Consider the following 17,241-nt stretch of genomic DNA (forward strand, 5'->3'; position numbering starts at 1 on the left):
CCATCCTTTCCGTCCTTATAATCTCATAATCACTTCCAACGATAGCCCACGTCCGGCTAAAGAGCAACCACAGGGCCGGCGCTCCCATGATCATCCGGCTCATAGTTATAGTTGTTTTATTATTTTTTTATATTAATACTGGATGTAATAGAAAATCCAAATATAACACTTGAAATCATAGGAATATGGTCATTTACGAGAATGTATGAAAAAATCGGCTCATTGAAATGAAATAATCCTGAATATGCCCAAATATAACTCATAGAAACGATGAAGGATGGTAGAGTAAGTAACAAAAGTCTAGATATATCAATACGTGAACTCCCTTTAGCTTTAATTAGGCCATTTAAACCCAGCAGAGCTCCAATACCCCCGTAACAAACAATGATTACGACCGTTATATATATCGGACTAAAATTGAAGCTCTCTCTTGCCTGGGCATAATGATTGGCGATTAACTTTGATCCAGTAGTGAGCAGTGCGATAATTAATACCAAATAAATTAAATTACCCATAAAGCTGTTTTGAATTTTTTTCATGTAATTCCCCCCTCTCTTTAATTGGGTGGTTCCTTATTTGTCCAATATGTTTAATTGTTATTATATATGTAATGTTTAGGTAATCCTTCAATAAATTATAAATCGATATGAAACTCAAGAATTATGAACCAATAGTCAGATAAGCTAATTGTTCAGCAACCGTTGTACGAAAATAGTATGTTTTCCGCTCGGCTGCATGAGGAGCTTTAGAAACCCTCTAAAATAAAGAAGCCGCTGTCCCAAAGGTTTCGTCACGGGCAGCGGCTTTTTAATATCTAATATTCAATGGGCGGCCCCCTTCAGATTGATGATTACGACACCCAGCATAATAAGCACAAGTCCTGCCGCGGTCGTCATGCTGGCCGCCTCCTTCCAAACAACAATACCGATAATGGCGGTCACCGCCGTTCCGACACCTGACCAGATTGCGTAGGCTGTGCCAATCGGAATATGCTGAAGTGTGATCGAAAGCGCATAAAAGGCGATGCCAAAACCCAGCACGGTCGCCAGACTTGGCAGCCATTTGGAAAATCCCTCCGACGCTTTAAGCATCGAAGTGCCAAACAGTTCAGAAGCAATGGCAACAGCCAAAAACAGATAAGCCTTCATCCCCCACTCACCTCTTTGCCAGCGTATGCAATATTTCGCTTATTCATCTTTTTCATATCGATCAGTCCTTTCTCATCTGTCCATTGCCGCTTCCATAGCGTTGCAAGTTCTAATGTTCTTACCCATGCCTCCTCTGCCCAATCAACAACCGAGATGGCATTGCTGGATTATGCTGATGCCCAAACCGGAGCTGGGGCCGTGACAATACGTATATATCAGAAGTTTCGCACATAAAAAAACGGACACGAGCCCGTGTCCGTTTTTTTAAACTTCCATTATTTGATTATCGGATAAGACCTGCCTGCAGCAAAAGCCGCTGCAACACGGCCGCTGTCTCGGCCTTTGTAATGCTGCTTTGTGGCTGCAGCTCAGCGTTAGCGCCCTGCATAAGCTTGCTTTGTACCGCATTGGCAATGGCATCCATGGCCCAGCTGTGGATGGAACCCTTATCAGCAAATCCGGCGAGAACATCATTAGCGTTGCTGACATGGGTGTTCAACCCCGTAAGCTTCATTGCCCTGTTTAGAAGAACCATCGCTTCCTCTCGGGTAATCGTGTTATCCGGACGGAACGTGCCGTCTTCATACCCCGTAATCAATCCGAATTCCTTCGCCTGAGTCACTGCTCCTGTATACGGATTAGCAGGACTCATATCCGTATAAGAACTGTTCTTTCCATTGTCGGCAATGCCAAGTGCCCTAACCATAGCTGACGCAAACTCTCCGCGGGTAATGGCCTTCGCCGGTATAAAATGCGTATCGTCTGTACCCTGTATAATCAGCCTCGAAGCCATATCGTTCACGATGTTCTGGGCCCAGCTTCCTTCCAGATCGGCAAAGGTCTTCGGATGGCTGATTAAAGCAACCCAGCCGCTGGTTAAGCTGCTGATCACAGCCGCTTTTTGTCCGCTGCGTTCCGTGATGTAGGTTGGTACCGGATGAATAGAACCATCCTCTTCCACCATGACCCCGGTTGTAATCCTGCCAGCATCCACCTTGTCCGGAATATCGATAATCTGCTGTACATAAGAGCCGAATGATTTAAGCGCAAGCGGCTTACCCTTATAGACCGCATTCACCGTAAACTCCCCGGCCGGCAAAACAACATCAAACCCCTGCTCCTTGGCTTTCATGTCCAAAGGCTCTTCCTGTGCCTTGTCCGCTTTGGAAACACCAAGACGGATCACAAGCTCGGACAGATTTAGTCCCGCTCCATATCCTTCCGTCAGCTGAGTTTTAGAAATCGCATCTGCGGGCAATCGAATAATTCCTCTAGGCGTAACAAATTCGAGAATCGCATGCTTATCCTGCAATGCCTGGAGAGCCTCACCATTTAGTTCCATGACAAAGCGATCGGCATTTTGCGTAACCGGAATCGAAACTGTCGGTTGATTCCCGGCAGAGGCTAGTAAAGACTGGATCGCAGCGGTATCGATATGGGCCGTTACCACGGCCTGACCGTTTTCCGTCTTGGTGCCGGTTGTAACCACCTGATCATATGTCTTGTCTCCTACCGTTACTCGAACAGGTACAGTCGTACCATTACCTCCGGAGGAAGGGGTACCTACAGTTCCGGTTCCGCCTCCACTACCGCTGGATGATCCCTCGCCATTTCCGGCAGTGCCGCCACTCCCTCCTGAGCCTCCGCCGCCCGGATTACCGGTGTCTTTTTTAATCCAGTGTGCATAAAGCTTGACGTTACCGTCTTTCATCTGGAATTTGTTACCTTCAAGATAGTTCGTACCTTTGCCATCCGCCTGGGTATTCCAGCCCGCAAAGGAATATCCCTCCATGCTAAGCTCACCCCGGTTACCCAATACAATGACTTCAGCGTCCGCTTCATAGGTTAATGGATCGACCGGCACGCTTCCCTGAAGGCTGCCGTTACTGTCATAGGTTACGCTAAATTTCTGCACCGGCTCGGTTCCACTGCATAGCGGACGTGATCCGAAGCAAATTGCCTGCCCCGTCATGACACTGGATTCGTTCTGCGAATAAAGCACATAGTTGGCTGAATGATGATCTCCCTGATCCTGGATACCGATTGTTGCCGATGCTCCATTATCGTAGCGGCCCCCACCGACTCCGTCCATTTCGATCTGTGGATACTGAAAGTGGATATTACCGCTTTTCTCATACAAAATAGCTTGGAACGTGACGGGCGCATCCACGCCCACATAATACATATGGTTCCATTGGATGATAAATTTCCGATCACCCGGTTGACCTACTATTTGGGTATAAATACCCGATCTTTCGTCCCCGCTTTTGATCTCCATATTCCCCAAATAAGGATAAAGCGCCGGAGGGGATTCAAAGTCCGGATATTCGTCCATGTACATCGTGTCATAGTCACGGTCGCCAAAATACAAGGCACCCATGGGACTAACGGTGATTTGATGATAAATGTTGTTGTAGAAACGGAAGTTAAAAGGCAGTTCAACGTTAGCTACGTCTCTCTCTCCGCTGCTTGTTCTCGTGATTTGAGCAGCCGTTCCATCAGAAGCAGCATCCCAATCTTCATATTCTACTTGATCATTGTATGTGTATGGATACAGCGTCCCTGCCTGGACATCAAAATAGGTATGGACCTTATTTTCTCCACCCTCTTCGACCACTTGGGTCTCTCTTGGTGTTCGGTTACTGTCATCAGGCTTGACCACCAAGCTGCCGAACGGCTGTCCTTCCACTTCAGCAGAGATGGTATATGGGCCGGACCCCATCGTATTCATGGCAAAATGCAGAGACTGATCGGAGCTGTCGTAGGATAATTCATCATTTCCGAAGCTGACCGTTGTTTCCTCCCCGGCATCAGGTGTCAACGTAAGACTCATGCGGGATGCCAGCTCAGGTGAGACTGGAACACTCCCCTTGACGGTTGATACCATGCTCCACTCATAATCCACTGTATCGACGGTTGATTGGTCATCCTTTCGGAGGGTCGATACGCGGAAGGTTACGGGATGGGGGTTATCCAGGTCGAAATAAGGAACCCATGTTGCTGGATCAATAGCAAGCAAAAAAGGCTCGCTTGGGTTATCAGGACTGACTTCCTCATGCATCTGATCTTCCCCGTAATACGACTCTACTTTCAGTTCATATTCTTCATTTCCGTATTCTGAGTCCATGACAGCAAAAACGTAAGGATTACCCTCCAACGGCTTCACGGAAATTTCCGCCATCGCCAACAGCGGAAACGCCTGCTGAACACCGAGAAGCAGCGAGGCGGCCAAAGCCGCTTTTTTGAAACGTCTCATTCCTTGATCTCTCCCTTACCACAATGAAATAAAGCCGCAGCTGTATTTTCTTTTGACAGCAATCTGAGCTTCCCCGGCGATTCCGGGCACCCTTATCATATCGATGCAAAATGGCATGAACAATTAACAAAAGTTAATTTTCGACAATTTTCATCCGCAATTTTCCGCATGAACAGATTAAGAAAAGAATCCGCTGCCTTCATTTCGTCAAAAATGGGTTTCAGGAAAGAAAAGGCTGTACAGAAATGAAGATTACGGGGCGGAACAAATGGTATACTGATTGCTGGTGATTGAACCGGGTACAAAAGCTTCATCAGCCATTTTTTCACTTTGTGCCATGCCTGTGCGGATCCATGGTGAAAAAATGCGCATGCTGTGCTACAATACTGGAATTGCACCGGCAAATAGATCAGGGAGGTTTATATACAAGCCATGCTCATTATTGGTATCGCCGGCGGGACAGGCTCCGGCAAAACGACAGTAGCCCGCTCCGTCATTGACCGTCTTGGTACGGGTAAAGTTACTTTTATATCCCAGGACAACTACTATAAAGATCACAAACATCTCACGCTGGAGGAACGGGCACTGATTAATTACGATCATCCCTTCGCCTTCGATAATGAGCTGCTGATCGAGCATCTTGCCCAGCTTCGGGCAGGAGAAGCAGCATACGCACCGGTATATGACTTCACGGTCCATGCCCGTTCCACAACTGAAACGCTGGAACTGAGACCCAACAATATTATTATTATCGAGGGACTGCATGTCCTGTCTGACGAGAATCTTCGCGGAATGCTGGATATCAAGGTGTTTGTCGACACAGACCCCGATGTTCGCATTTTACGCCGTGTCGTGCGAGATATCGAGGAACGCGGCCGTTCCATTCAATCGGTAAACCAGCAGTATCTGACCACGGTAAAGCCGATGCATGAGGCCTTTATTGAGCCTTCGAAAAAATACGCCGACCTGATCATACCCGAAGGCGGGGAGAACGAAGTCGGTATTCAGCTCCTGTCCATCTTGACGGAGAAATTCCTGTCAGGTGACCGGGATTGGTCTGATTACTAAGCCCTGTTTGCATCACGCAGCCAGCGGATACGTATAGGCATACAGCAGCCCCCGGTGCATTCATGCGCCGGGGGCTTTTTTTTAAATACGATCTGACTTTATTCAATATTCCGCATTGGAATAGGATTGAAGAGCCTTGTATTCACCGTCCTCTTCCCCCATCTTTTCGAGCAGCACACGCTGCGACGGGTATGCCAGCCGGATTCCCTCTTCCTCCAGCACCTCAAGCACCATCAAATTCACTTCCTGCCGCGTCTTCAGGTACTCCGCCCACACGGTCGTTTTGGTAAAAAAGTAGAACATGATGCCGAGACTGCTCTCCTGAAACTCCGTAAACTTGACCATAATCGTTACCGGATCAATTTTTTCATCTTCACTTAGCATCCGTTCCAGACGCTCCGTAGCTGCTGCCAGCCGCAGACGGTCTGAATCGAGCGCCACGTTCAGAGTGAAATTGATCCTGCGCTTGCCCATCCGGCTCCAGTTCGTAATCGGCTGACCTGAAAGTGTGGCATTAGGCACCGTGACCAAGGCGTCCGCAAAGGTGCGGATTTTTGTGCTCCGGAAGGTGATATCATCCACGAATCCTTCTACGCTCGGCGTGAGTATCCAGTCTCCTTTGGAAAATGGCTTTTCCAGGATGATGACGATCCCCCCAATGATATTGCCGAGCGTGTCCTTGGCCGCCAGCGCGAGCGCCAAACTGCCCAGCCCCATACCTGCAACCACACCGTTGATGCTGAACCCCCACTCGGATGCGACCAAAGTGATGATCAGTACAAATACAACAAACCGCAGCACCTTGGATAAGAACGGAATCAGCATGCTGGAATCATCGAGCCGGATCTTCTTGCTGATTTCCTCCAGCAAAAAGGAGGATTGATTGGATAAAACCAACAGACCCCATCCAACCAGGATAATCACCGCACTCCGGAACCACCGGTCCAGCATGATTGCAGTGAGCCAGAGCGGCGGCAAAAGATAGTTCAAGCCCAGATACACGCCAAGCAGCACAATAAACAGCCGCAGCGGCTTCTCAAAAGCCTGCCTCCACATCAGCGTCTGCTCGCCCGCTTTAAACTTTTTGTTAATAAACGCGAAAACATATGTAACCAACAGCCGGTTTATGATGAAAAAAACGAACATAATACCGAAGGCGATCAACATGTCCATCCACCGGATCTGGTGGTAAACATCCCCTGCCCATTCCCAAATTTTCATGGTGACACCCCCAAAAAATTGAAGTCATCATTGTATCATTTCTTTCACCCTATTGTCTAAGCAACGAGGACAACCCAACAAACCAGACTATGCAAAACAATGAAAAAAAAGAACATCGAAAAGGATGTCCTGATGTGAAAGATTCTATTCTATAGCTGCCTACGCCTGTGGTGCCTCTATCTCAAGATTGACGTGAACTACATGTACTGGCTTGGTGATAACCCAAAATGCTGCTTAAACAGCTTCACAAAGTAGCTTTTATTGTCGTAGCCAAGCATGAGCGCGACCTTTTCCACGGTATGATCAGGATGAAGCAGCAGCAGCTTCGCCTTCTCCATTTTCATCCGGGTGACATGCTCAATGAAATTCTCACCGGTCTCTTTCTTATATAATCTGCTGAAGTAGCTCAGATTCAGATGCAATCGGTCCGCTACTTCCTCCAAGGTGATTTTCCGGTGCAGATTAAGCTGGACATATTTCTGGGCATCGATGATTTCCGATTTCTTGCTCTTCTTGGAAATCTGCTCGGCATGAATAACGGCCTCATTCATGAACTTCAGCAGCCAATCCCTCAGTTCGCTCACGTTCAACATTTGAGCGATATCATGCTGAACCTTTTCTGTGTCAAAATATATACTGAATTTCAATTTGAGCTGCAGATCAAGCGCCAGCTTCCAGACAAATTGCTTGACGTTTGAGGGCTGGAATCTTCGGCTTTCAATAAATTCAAAAAATGATTTGATGACCGACTCGATGTCTCCATTCTCTTCAATTAGCAGGTGGTTCAGTCTTTCGCTGTATTCGGAATAATGGATGAAGATATCCTCTTGATGAACCTTAGGAGCTATATCAAAGGACTTCACAATAACAGGCCCGCTGGAGTAGAAAAAATCATCCGCTGATGAAAGCAGCTTCGGCAGCTGCCGTTTAATGCCCTCTCCACTGCTAATCATTTCGCCGATCAGCATGGATACCTCAATTTTCAGGTATTTCGTAAAAGCCTTCTGAAGATGATTTGAAATCTGGACCATCTTATCGTAAGGGTTCGATATTAGCTCCTTCCGGCAAGCACACAGCAAAAAAAACTCTTGGGCGGAATAGCTGAAAAAGATGACGTTCTGCTCTTCGCGAAGCAGCTCCTCCACTGTATTCTCCACAATGAATTTCACCATATCCCCGCTGTTATACCGGACAATGGCATCCTGAAAACGGTGAATCCTGCAGCATACGGGAATAAAATGTCCCAGCGTAATATCCAGACCATATTCCTGAAGCTGTTCATAGAGCGTTGTGTCCTCCAAAACAGGACTAGACAGTAGATTCCGAAGCCATTTTTCTTTTAATGCCTCCCGGCTGCGATTGGCCTGGTAATTTAAACGATCCACATGAAGCTTCAGGTGACGGTCGTCATCCATTTTGCCTCTCACTCTTTCGAGAATATCCTTCATGCGCTCCAAGCTGAGCGATTCTTTCAGAATGTAATCCTGAACTCCCAGCTGGACGGCCTGCTGCGCAAAATGAAACTCGTCATGACATGACAAGATCACGAAGCGGGTTTTAGCAGCCCCTGCCTGAAGCTGTTTTATAAAAGAAAGACCATCCAAAACAGGCATCCCTATGTCCGTTATGATAAGATCAGGAACCATCTCGCCGCACTTACGAATGGCATCATGCGCATTGGTGTATGCACCTGCCAGCTCGAAGCCCAATTCATTCCACGGAACCAATTTTTCCAGAAAATTAAGCACCATCACATCATCATCGACCAGCATGACTTGATACATCCCTGTTCTCCTCTCTAATCGTTAATGGAATCCTTAATGTAATGGTTAAGCCCGATTCAAGCGTGCTGTACATTTCCATGGCGAATAAATCTCCATATATAATCTGCAGTCTTTCTTTAACGTTCTTGAGTCCGATACCTGAAACCGGAGAACCGCTCTGGATTTCGAGCATTTTCTCTTCCGTTAGACCGATTCCGGAATCCTTGATTTGTATAAAGAGAAAGCCTGACTGCTTCCACGCAGATATTGAAATCTCGCCTTGCTTTTGCTGCAGCCCATGTATATAAGCATTCTCGACAAGCGGCTGCAGTGTAAACCGGGGAATCGATTCCAAAAGCGTATCCGAGGCCAGGTTGGTGTGCAGCTCGATGCCTTCACTATGCCTGAAATTCATAAGCCGCATGTAATGCTCGATCGTTCCGACTTCCTCATGCAGCGGAACAAATTCATTGTTCCGGTTGATCGTCATCCGAAGCAGCGTAGACAGCGAACCTATATTATCCGCAATGTCATGCTTTCCGCCAAGTATCGCCTGCAAGCGGATAGAATTAAGGGTATTGAACAGAAAATGCGGGTTAATCTGAGCCTGCAGCAGCTCCAGTTCAGCCATCCGTTTGCGGGACTGCTCCCATTCAATTTGGTGAATCATCTCTCCAACCCGATCGAGCATGCTGTCAAAAGCCAGACCCAAATGGCCTACCTCGTCCTGTCCCTTCACCTTGGAGCGTTCCTGCAGCAGTCCTTTTTCCACTTTCGCGGCCGTTCGGGCCAGTCTCATAATCGGCTTGGTCCATTGATTCAAGAAATAGAAAAGAACTATGGCGAACAGCATGAAGAATATAATTTGCAAAACAAATACGTAACTAAAGATATTGCCAATCTTACTTGTAACGCTTTCATAAGGAGTTAAGCTTTGCATGCTCCAGCCGGCAAACGGAAGTGGATGTTTGACCGAAATATACTCAAGCCCGTTCCATTTAACGATATCAAAAGCTCCAGTGGAGGAGCTCTGGGCCCGAAAAGATTGCCCGATCTGCTCCGGATCGGTATGGGAAATGATTCTGCCTTTTGCGTCGAGCACCATCATAACCTGGTCGGAAGCATACTTGGCGAAGATTTGGCTGAATTGTTCTTCAGGTTTACTCAAAATGATGTACGCATTGACGCCGTTATTATAGAGCTGAAATGTGCGCACAATGGTGACCAGATTCGGCGCCATCTCCGCATCTGCCCGGACGTAGTTCTGTTGAGTACCAAGCCAGGATGTCGTATTCATCGGCTCCTTGGACAGTTCCTGCAGCCACGGCTCACCATACATATATTTCAAGTCATTTTTATAAGTAGAATAGTTGCTGAAATAGAGGCCGCCAGGGAGCAGAATCGTCACGTAGGTTTTGCCCCCGAAAAACGTGATACGCTCCAATTTCTCGGTAATTTGCTTAAAAGAGAAAAAATCGACAGTACCCGTGTTGTCTTGTTTGTATTTATTCCAGGCCACGCGCAGGTCCGTGATCATTGCGCTATCATACTGGATGGAATTAAAGGCGTTGACCATGTCTTTCATAATGTTGGACTCATAGAGATCCGCCACTTCAAGTGACTGCTCGGCTTTGTCGACGGCCTTGTTCCTAAGCTCATTTTTCGTATAGAATCCCGTCAATACCAAGGTAATGACCGAAGGGAGAACAAGACATAAAAGTGATGTGATAATAAGTTTCTGTCTCCAGCTCCATTTTGGAAACCGCATCGCCGGCAGATGCCTCCCCTCCGTAAAACAATAAAAAAAGGGGATGGTTTATCCCCTTTTCATTATAGGATTCAAGCTATTTATTCGCATCAATAATTTTCTGAAGATTCGTCTTGATGTTGTCCATCGTTTTATCAATGTCGGTGACGCCCAGAATGTAGTTATCGGCTTCGGCAATGTATGCGTTTTCCAAATCAGCTGCATAGGAAACAGTGATAGGCGGTACGGGCAGTTTAGTAACACTAAGCGTGTTGACCAATGAAGCTTTGTCAATCATATCCGGCGATAAAGTAGAAGCAATAATTTCGCCTACTTCCTTATCCAGATCGGCCTTTTTCCATGCGGATAACTGCTTCGTCAAAACCATGCCCTCCGTAGAGAGATAACGCAGGAACTTGTAGGATTCTTCCTTGTGCTTTGATTTGGAAGAAACGACAAGCGGATCCGCTCCCCCGTAGGAATAAATATCATCGCCTTTATTGTTTGTCGGCCAAGGCGCAAATGCAGAAACGAAGGTAGCCGGGATTTTATCCGTTCCACCCGCCTCCGAGATCATCCATGGTCCAATTGGCATCATAACACCTTTTTGCTGGAAGTACTGGTCACGGTAAGGAATTTTCTGTGTAATCACATCCTGATACGGAGTTGAGGATTTATCCGTCTTCTCCATTTCATAGCGGAGCTCAAGAGATTGTTTCATTAACGGATTATCAGCGTTCAGATGAATGCCGTCATCCTGCATGATTCCCTGGTTCTCGGGAGCACTGTAGAGCTTCAGAAGGAAGTAGTCTTTCCAGGAATGAAAATGGGCGCCGTATGTCTTATTAGCTCCTTCGCCCTTCGTCAGCTTCTTGGCGTAATCTCTGAATTCGTCCCAGGTCCAGCTAGTCGGAACCGGCAAGCCAGCCTCATCTAATTTGGATTTGTTCAGAATGATAAACCACGGCCCGAATTTGCCCGGCAATGAATATCTCTTATCGTTCACCTTCTGCTGCTCCGCTTTATACTCCTCCTCGTATTTAACGCCTTCTTTGGAGAGATAGTCATCCAGCGGTTCGAGCATGCCATTGGAAGCCCTTTGGCTGAACGCTGGTGCGGAATTCAGGGTGAAGACGTCAAAGTCGTCTCCGGAAGCATACATCAGATCGATTTTTTTGATAGATTCATTGGAGTCATTCTCCACAAGCGGAACGTAATCTACCTTAATATCAGGGTTTTTCTGCTCAAAAGCATCAATAGCAGGTTGATAAACCGATGATTTTTCCCAACCGAGAAACTTGATCTTCACAGGCTCTGTGGTGCTTGAAGGCGTGCTGCTTTTCGGATCAGCATTTTCCGACGATGATGTTTCCCCGGATCCGCCGGAACAGCCAGCCAGTAAACTCGATGCAACCAGCGCAGCCGTCAGGACCGACAACCATTTTTTCCCCATTTCTTTTAACCTCCCATTGTAAACGATCCTTTTGTTTATATAGCACCCTAAATTTACCGTGTTTCTCAAGGAACTCAGAGTCTCTATTTTTACTTATTAAGAATTATTTTTACCCTTTTACGCCGCCAAGCGCAATGCCTTCAATGACCTGCTTTTGTCCGAGAACAAAAATGGCGATGAGCGGAAGGATCGCGGAAACGGTGCCCGCCATAATGAGGGAATAATAAGCTCCGCTCTCCGAAGCAAACTTCTGAATGCCGATCTGGATCGTCGCGAGATTATCGCTGCGCAGGAAAATCAGCGGATTGGCGTAATCATTCCAGGTCCATATAAACCGGAGAATGGCATAAGTTGCGAGCGCCGGTCGAACCAGGGGTACGGCAATACGGATGAAAATCCTGGCATTTCCGGCTCCATCCATTTTGGCGGCATCCAGATAATCCTTATGAAGACCGAGAAAAAACTGGCGCAGCATAAATGTTCCGAGTGCACTGAATGAACCAATGAGGATCAATCCCAGATGACTATCAAACAGATGCAGCCACTTGAAAATCATGAATTGAGGCACGATGATCGAATAGCTGGGAATCATAAACGTCATCAGCACCACGACGAACAAGGCGTTCCTTCCCTTGAATTCCAAATTGGAAAACCCGAAGGCTGCCATGCTGGAAAAGAGCAGAGAGATTAGAGTGGTTAACACGCTCACCTTAATTGTATTCCAATAATAGATGTAAAAGGGGTGCTCCCCAAACCAAACCTCATGATAATTGGCAACTATATTCCAGTGCTTCGGAATCCACTCTATCGGATATTTAAAAACGTCGATCTCCGGCTTGAAGGATGCCGAGATCATCCACAGAAAGGGCATAACAAAGGCAATTCCGGCTATCAGCATGAGGATCGTGGCAATCGTCCTGCCAATCATGTTCTGTTTACGCATAAGTCACCCCGCTTCTAGTAGTTGACCCATCTTTTTTGTCCATACAATTGAAAGAGAGTGATAAGCATCACGAATCCGAAAAGCACCCAGGCCATGGAAGACGCGTACCCTGTCTTTAAATTCTCGAAAGCCGTTGTATACAGGTAATAGGTAATGACGGACGTAGAGTAGGCTGGCCTTCCTTCCGTCAGTACTTTGATAATGTCAAACGATTTAAATGTGCTGATAAAGCCCGTGACAAGGAGAAAGAAGGTCGTAGGCGAAACAAGCGGAAAGGTGATCTTCGAGAACCTTGTCCATGTCCCCGCCCCGTCGATATCCGCCGATTCATAGAGATCCTTGGGTATCGATTGTAAAGCCGCCATATACACGATAAGGCTAAACCCGATGCCAACCCAGACCATAATGATCATTACGGAGGGCAGTGCATAATGGACATCGGCCAACCAGATCGGAGGATTCTTCACCCCGAGAGTCTTAAGAAATTGATTAATTGGTCCATATGAAGGGTGGAAGAGCAGTTGAAAGACGATGGCCACCGCAACGATACTAGAGATATAAGGCAGAAAAAAAATGACCTTGAAAAAGTTTTTCAGGTAAACTAACTTATCAATGACGACTGCCAGCACCAGTGAAATGATGAGCTGAATGGGCACGACAAGCAGCAAAACCAAATTATTTTTTAATGAAATGAGAAATACCCGATCATGAAAAAGCAGCGTGTAATTCTTGATTCCCGTAAATTTAATTTTGCCGAGCCCAGCGATAAAGCTCCAGTCCGAAAAACTGAGAATGAGCGAAATAATGGTCGGGATGATCGTGAGAACAGTCAGCCCAATCAGCATGGGCCCGATAAAAAGATAGCCTGACAGGTTGTCTCCCCGTTTCCGTCTCGGACGCACGGCCGTGGTCTGCGTTCCCTTTTCCGTCTCCGCTAATGCCTTGTTCATAGAATGCACCTCATTCACGTAGAGTTCATAAACAAATCATAACGAAAGTCGGAGTCACGAATAAGAAATGAAAATGACCGATTTGAAAATATATTTACTTTTTCTAACAAAGAACCAGAGCACGAAATCTTATTACACTCCAACAGAAAAGAGTGTCCCTAGCCACTGACATGGCTTGTGGGACACCCCTCATTTTATGATTGAATAGACCTCATTGTCTGATTACTTGAGGATTATCATTGCTCATCCAGCTGTCAACATGGAGCGGCTCGCTGTAATCCTCCCGGGCAGATAATTCACGAAGAAGGTCCTCTGCATCACTGCGCGACGCAAAACCGCCCATCGCTACGACATACTTACCGTTCTTTGTTTTAATGACATTGCTGCCATCCTCCGCATACTGCTCATCGAGCATCCCCAGCATCTCACCAAGCTCCATTTCCTGGCTTCGAACATAGAAGACTTCATGCGTTTTCTCCTTCTCTGCGGCGCCAAACAACTTCAGCTGAATGAACCCGGGCTTCTGGTACTCGGACACGGAATAGTCGATGTTATCCTTGAGTTCAACCACAAAGCGCACCGCCGAATCATCCAGAATGACATTGCTGTAGACATCCTTCACATTCGACAGAGCGCCGATATCCTGCTTCAGCTTCTCAAAATCAAGATTACGGACCCCATTAAACGTAAAGATCAGACGATTCGGTGCTTCCTTGCGATCGACCGTGTATGCCGGAGCATTCGAGATCTGCTCACCATCGATATTGAAGTGAATATTCAGCGTATTTTCCTGAACCGTCGTTGTGACGGACACGCCATCCGTGCGCTCGCCCCCGCTGCCAACCTGAAGCACCTTTACAATGGAGCCAATAACGGGTATATCGGATAAAGCCATGGCCACGCTCGGCACGTTAACGGTAATCATGAGAGCCGCACAAGCAGCCACGAGGGTGGACGAGCCGCGAAGCCATCTCATTTTCCGTTTATGGATGCGCCCCCGCTGCGTGGCTTCATGAATAACCCCGGAGAGGCGGGATGGAATCTCGATATTTTCGTAGCTTTCTTTTCCTGTCATGTGATATCCACCTCTTCCTTTATTAAATGTTTCTTTAGTTTGGCAAGAATACGGTAAACCTTTGTTTTGACGGTGTTTTCCGGCATAGATAACACATCAGCCATGTCCTTAAAACGCTGGTCCTCAAAATATTTCAGAATAATAAAGGCTTTGTCCTCCGGCTGCAGCCGATCCAGCGCCTGATATAGATCCCACTTTTCCTCCAGTAAAACCGGATCCTCCTTGGCTGGTAACTCTACCGCACTGTCCTCAATATAGGTGTATTTCTTATTTTTCCTCATATGATCCAAAGCACAGTTGATCACAATCCGGCTGATCCAGGTCTCGAAGTACTCCGGGTTTTTCATTTTTCCAAAGGATAGATAGGCTTTGTACGTTGCTTCCGATACGATTTCCAAAGCCTCCTGTTCATTTTTCACATAACAGTAAGCAAACCGGTAGAGCTTTTCTTTGCAGGCCTCTATTTGCTCACTGAACTGCTGTTCTGTTAATTTTTTGTTTTCTTGGTTCAGTTTGTTCACCCCCTTGCGGCTAAAGCATTCAACTTATACCGCCTAATCCTGAAAAAGAGTCATTATATGCTGTTATGCCCGTTAGACTGAGGAGAGTGCAAGAAAGTTTCAATGAACTTTTTTCATGATTGTGGAACAAGCCAAGGAAAGCTAGGATAATAACGATTCCATATATAACTGAAAAAGCTTCCTCGCGGAACTGCCTGTCGGTTCCCGGGAAGCTTTTTTTGATTGGTGCAAAAGCGGCAGCTACCGCCCCTGCTGCGTGTTTTGATACTGCTTCTTGGCCTTATAGGCGAAAATAGCATAAACCAGAATCATGGCCGGGATGATCAGCCAGGTAAAGCCCCTGAAGAAGGCAAACGGCGTTTCGAAAAGAAATGCCCGCCAAAACTGTCCTCCGCTCATGTCCCACAGCCCCGGCGTGTAATAGAGCAGCTTGGGCTTGATAAACGCCGTCACGTCAATCGCATCGGTTGAAATCAACACCGCAAAGAGCGGTATAAAGCAGCAAGCCAGCGACAACCACATATCGGAAATCCGCTTGTATCGCGCAGCCTTGGAATCCACATCGGAGAAGATATCCTCAACTTCCTGCTCTCCTGTTTGCTTAAAGTATTGAGAACCTGAACTTTTGGTTCCGGCAATATGGGTCCAGCCGCTATCTTCGAACAGCGCTTTGTAGTCCTCAAAATCCTGACGAGTTTTAAAGATGCGGTAATCCATCCGATAATTCGAATTTTCCGGCTGCACCTGTGCAAACTCGTAGGCAAATGATTTCCCCACCAACGCATATCCCTGCATGGCCATCTCGTTCAGCCACTGCTCCTCATGGTCGAAGTTCGTAAAAAATTTAACCTTTTTCATGACGATCCCCCGTTTCTCCGTTTCTTATCCCATTATCGTATTCGTCATTTCTAGCATGTGGCGCATCCGTTCATAATCGTGGCGCAATATCTCCCGGCCCCCATCTGTAATGACGTACACCTTGCGGCGGCTGTCCTCACTGTGAACCGGCTGGATGAATTTTTGCTTCAAAAGATTTTCCACCGCTCCGTAAAGGGTTCCTGCAGCCATACGTACCTGGCCCGCGCTCAGCTCCTCCACCTTTTGCATAATCAAATATCCATGTGCAGGTTCAAGCAAAGCAAGCAGTATATAATAAACCGTTTCTGTCAGCGGCAGATTTTTGTCTCTGTTCATTGGAAATTCCCCCTTTTTGTTCAGCGCCACTTTATATCGCCATACTGTATAGTTATACTATATATAGTCTGACTGTATAATGCAATAGACAAATGGCCAAAAACTTCAATGCAGTGGCTAATCTTGCCGGCCAAATTGATAATCGGGTAAAACGAGAGGTCGCCGTGGCGATTTCATCCTTGGACGATCAGGTGAACTGAAGCTCAAAAAACGTTAAACCGCTACTGACATACCGTTGTCAGTAGCGGTTTTTTATAATCGGAGTAAGTAAACGTAAAGGACTGGGAGATCAATGCGAAGTATGTCTTGCATGAGTTGGGGGACACCACTTCGCTGGCTCTGGCCTAAAATGAAATGAGATTGTGTCATTTATTATAGGAAGGATGATATCTTGTGAATTTTGCTTCTGTACGCATCATTACCGACGATGTGGATCGTCTCGTCGAGTTCTATGAGAAAGTCACGGGTGTTTCGGCGGAACGCCCCGCGCCTGTTTTTGCCGAACTTGTTATGCCATCGTGCACCCTGGCGATCGGCCACTCCCAGACGGTGCAACTATTCGGCGCTGGTTCCGCAGTGGCGGCCGACAATCACACTGTCATCATCGAATTCCGCGTCCATGATGTCGATGCCGAATACGAGCGCTTGAAGCCGTTTGTCGACGAGTGGGTAAAGGAACCGACCACGATGCCGTGGGGGAACCGTGCTGTGCTGTTTCGCGATCCCGACGGCAACCTGGTTAACCTCTTCACGCCGGTGACCGAGGAAGCCATCAAACGGTTTCAGCGGTAGGCGTTGACGGACCGTTGAAGTGAGTGAGGCCTCCATTGGGGGAGTGGCAACAATTCGAAAATTCAAAGGATCCGCTATAAACAGCGGATCCTTTTTAGTGAGCCCAGCAT

The 17,241-nt window shown here is 47.0% G+C and carries 15 protein-coding genes; 2 read left to right on the forward strand and 13 right to left on the reverse strand.

The annotated features are described in order from the left end of the window. Positions 1-119 precede the first annotated feature (119 nt). The 3 genes from KJS65_RS18160 to KJS65_RS18170 form a co-directional block, all read right to left on the reverse strand. Positions 120-539, reverse strand: a complete 420-nt coding sequence (locus KJS65_RS18160) for a hypothetical protein (protein ID WP_136607738.1) — start codon at positions 537-539, stop codon at positions 120-122. 282 nt (positions 540-821) lie between these two features. Further along, on the reverse strand, positions 822-1,148 hold the full coding sequence (locus tag KJS65_RS18165) for a DMT family transporter (protein WP_213651271.1): 327 nt from the start codon (positions 1,146-1,148) through the stop codon (positions 822-824). Positions 1,149-1,431: 283 nt separating this feature from the next. Then, positions 1,432-4,404, reverse strand: a complete 2,973-nt coding sequence (locus KJS65_RS18170; protein WP_213651272.1) for an S-layer homology domain-containing protein — start codon at positions 4,402-4,404, stop codon at positions 1,432-1,434. A gap of 432 nt (positions 4,405-4,836) precedes the next feature. Here KJS65_RS18170 and udk point away from each other — a divergent pair, with 432 nt between their 5' ends. After that, entirely contained in the window at positions 4,837-5,472 is a 636-nt protein-coding gene (gene udk, locus KJS65_RS18175; protein WP_136607735.1) for a uridine kinase, read from the forward strand. A 102-nt stretch (positions 5,473-5,574) separates the two neighbouring features. Here the strand turns inward: udk and KJS65_RS18180 are convergent, their stop codons facing one another. From KJS65_RS18180 to KJS65_RS18225, 10 genes are all read right to left on the reverse strand, one after another. Beyond that, positions 5,575-6,693 (reverse strand): mechanosensitive ion channel family protein, encoded by a 1,119-nt coding sequence (locus tag KJS65_RS18180; RefSeq protein WP_213651273.1) that lies wholly within the window; start codon positions 6,691-6,693, stop codon positions 5,575-5,577. A 197-nt stretch (positions 6,694-6,890) separates the two neighbouring features. Continuing rightward, a complete protein-coding gene (locus KJS65_RS18185) occupies positions 6,891-8,477 on the reverse strand; it encodes a helix-turn-helix domain-containing protein (protein WP_213651274.1) in 1,587 nt (528 codons plus the stop codon). Beyond that, positions 8,452-10,224: a cache domain-containing sensor histidine kinase gene (locus tag KJS65_RS18190; protein ID WP_213651275.1), complete on the reverse strand. Its 1,773-nt coding sequence runs from the start codon at positions 10,222-10,224 to the stop codon at positions 8,452-8,454. The genes KJS65_RS18185 and KJS65_RS18190 overlap by 26 nt, the downstream gene beginning before the upstream one ends. A gap of 76 nt (positions 10,225-10,300) precedes the next feature. After that, on the reverse strand, positions 10,301-11,656 hold the full coding sequence (locus tag KJS65_RS18195) for an ABC transporter substrate-binding protein (RefSeq protein ID WP_213651276.1): 1,356 nt from the start codon (positions 11,654-11,656) through the stop codon (positions 10,301-10,303). A 109-nt stretch (positions 11,657-11,765) separates the two neighbouring features. Beyond that, the gene (locus KJS65_RS18200) at positions 11,766-12,599 is read right to left on the reverse strand and encodes a carbohydrate ABC transporter permease (RefSeq protein WP_213651277.1); all 834 of its coding nucleotides are present in this window, start codon (positions 12,597-12,599) and stop codon (positions 11,766-11,768) included. 14 nt (positions 12,600-12,613) lie between these two features. Beyond that, positions 12,614-13,549 carry a carbohydrate ABC transporter permease gene (locus KJS65_RS18205; protein WP_213651278.1) on the reverse strand — a complete coding sequence of 312 codons (936 nt, stop codon included), beginning with the start codon at positions 13,547-13,549 and terminating at the stop codon, positions 12,614-12,616. 211 nt (positions 13,550-13,760) lie between these two features. Further along, a complete protein-coding gene (locus KJS65_RS18210; RefSeq protein ID WP_213651279.1) occupies positions 13,761-14,624 on the reverse strand; it encodes an SPOR domain-containing protein in 864 nt (287 codons plus the stop codon). Further along, positions 14,621-15,136: a sigma-70 family RNA polymerase sigma factor gene (locus tag KJS65_RS18215; protein WP_374706197.1), complete on the reverse strand. Its 516-nt coding sequence runs from the start codon at positions 15,134-15,136 to the stop codon at positions 14,621-14,623. The genes KJS65_RS18210 and KJS65_RS18215 overlap by 4 nt, the downstream gene beginning before the upstream one ends. 249 nt (positions 15,137-15,385) lie before the next feature. Further along, positions 15,386-16,003, reverse strand: coding sequence for a DUF2812 domain-containing protein (locus KJS65_RS18220; protein WP_213651281.1), 618 nt, complete (start codon positions 16,001-16,003; stop codon positions 15,386-15,388). Positions 16,004-16,027: 24 nt separating this feature from the next. Further along, a complete protein-coding gene (locus KJS65_RS18225) occupies positions 16,028-16,339 on the reverse strand; it encodes a PadR family transcriptional regulator (protein ID WP_213651282.1) in 312 nt (103 codons plus the stop codon). Positions 16,340-16,732: 393 nt separating this feature from the next. Here KJS65_RS18225 and KJS65_RS18230 point away from each other — a divergent pair, with 393 nt between their 5' ends. Beyond that, entirely contained in the window at positions 16,733-17,131 is a 399-nt protein-coding gene (locus KJS65_RS18230; RefSeq protein ID WP_213651283.1) for a VOC family protein, read from the forward strand. Positions 17,132-17,241 lie beyond the last annotated feature (110 nt).

It is taken from the genome of Paenibacillus sp. J23TS9, from assembly GCF_018403225.1.
In the GTDB taxonomy this organism is placed as follows: domain Bacteria; phylum Bacillota; class Bacilli; order Paenibacillales; family Paenibacillaceae; genus Paenibacillus_AQ.

Coding starts and splice junctions, on each gene's coding strand:
- KJS65_RS18160 (WP_136607738.1), bottom strand. CDS start 539: ATGAAAAAAATTCAAAACAGCTTTATGGGTAATTTAATTTATTTGGTA.
- KJS65_RS18165 (WP_213651271.1), bottom strand. CDS start 1,148: ATGAAGGCTTATCTGTTTTTGGCTGTTGCCATTGCTTCTGAACTGTTT.
- KJS65_RS18170 (WP_213651272.1), bottom strand. CDS start 4,404: ATGAGACGTTTCAAAAAAGCGGCTTTGGCCGCCTCGCTGCTTCTCGGT.
- udk (WP_136607735.1), top strand. CDS start 4,837: ATGCTCATTATTGGTATCGCCGGCGGGACAGGCTCCGGCAAAACGACA.
- KJS65_RS18180 (WP_213651273.1), bottom strand. CDS start 6,693: ATGAAAATTTGGGAATGGGCAGGGGATGTTTACCACCAGATCCGGTGG.
- KJS65_RS18185 (WP_213651274.1), bottom strand. CDS start 8,477: ATGTATCAAGTCATGCTGGTCGATGATGATGTGATGGTGCTTAATTTT.
- KJS65_RS18190 (WP_213651275.1), bottom strand. CDS start 10,224: ATGCGGTTTCCAAAATGGAGCTGGAGACAGAAACTTATTATCACATCA.
- KJS65_RS18195 (WP_213651276.1), bottom strand. CDS start 11,656: ATGGGGAAAAAATGGTTGTCGGTCCTGACGGCTGCGCTGGTTGCATCG.
- KJS65_RS18200 (WP_213651277.1), bottom strand. CDS start 12,599: ATGCGTAAACAGAACATGATTGGCAGGACGATTGCCACGATCCTCATG.
- KJS65_RS18205 (WP_213651278.1), bottom strand. CDS start 13,549: ATGAACAAGGCATTAGCGGAGACGGAAAAGGGAACGCAGACCACGGCC.
- KJS65_RS18210 (WP_213651279.1), bottom strand. CDS start 14,624: ATGACAGGAAAAGAAAGCTACGAAAATATCGAGATTCCATCCCGCCTC.
- KJS65_RS18220 (WP_213651281.1), bottom strand. CDS start 16,003: ATGAAAAAGGTTAAATTTTTTACGAACTTCGACCATGAGGAGCAGTGG.
- KJS65_RS18225 (WP_213651282.1), bottom strand. CDS start 16,339: ATGAACAGAGACAAAAATCTGCCGCTGACAGAAACGGTTTATTATATA.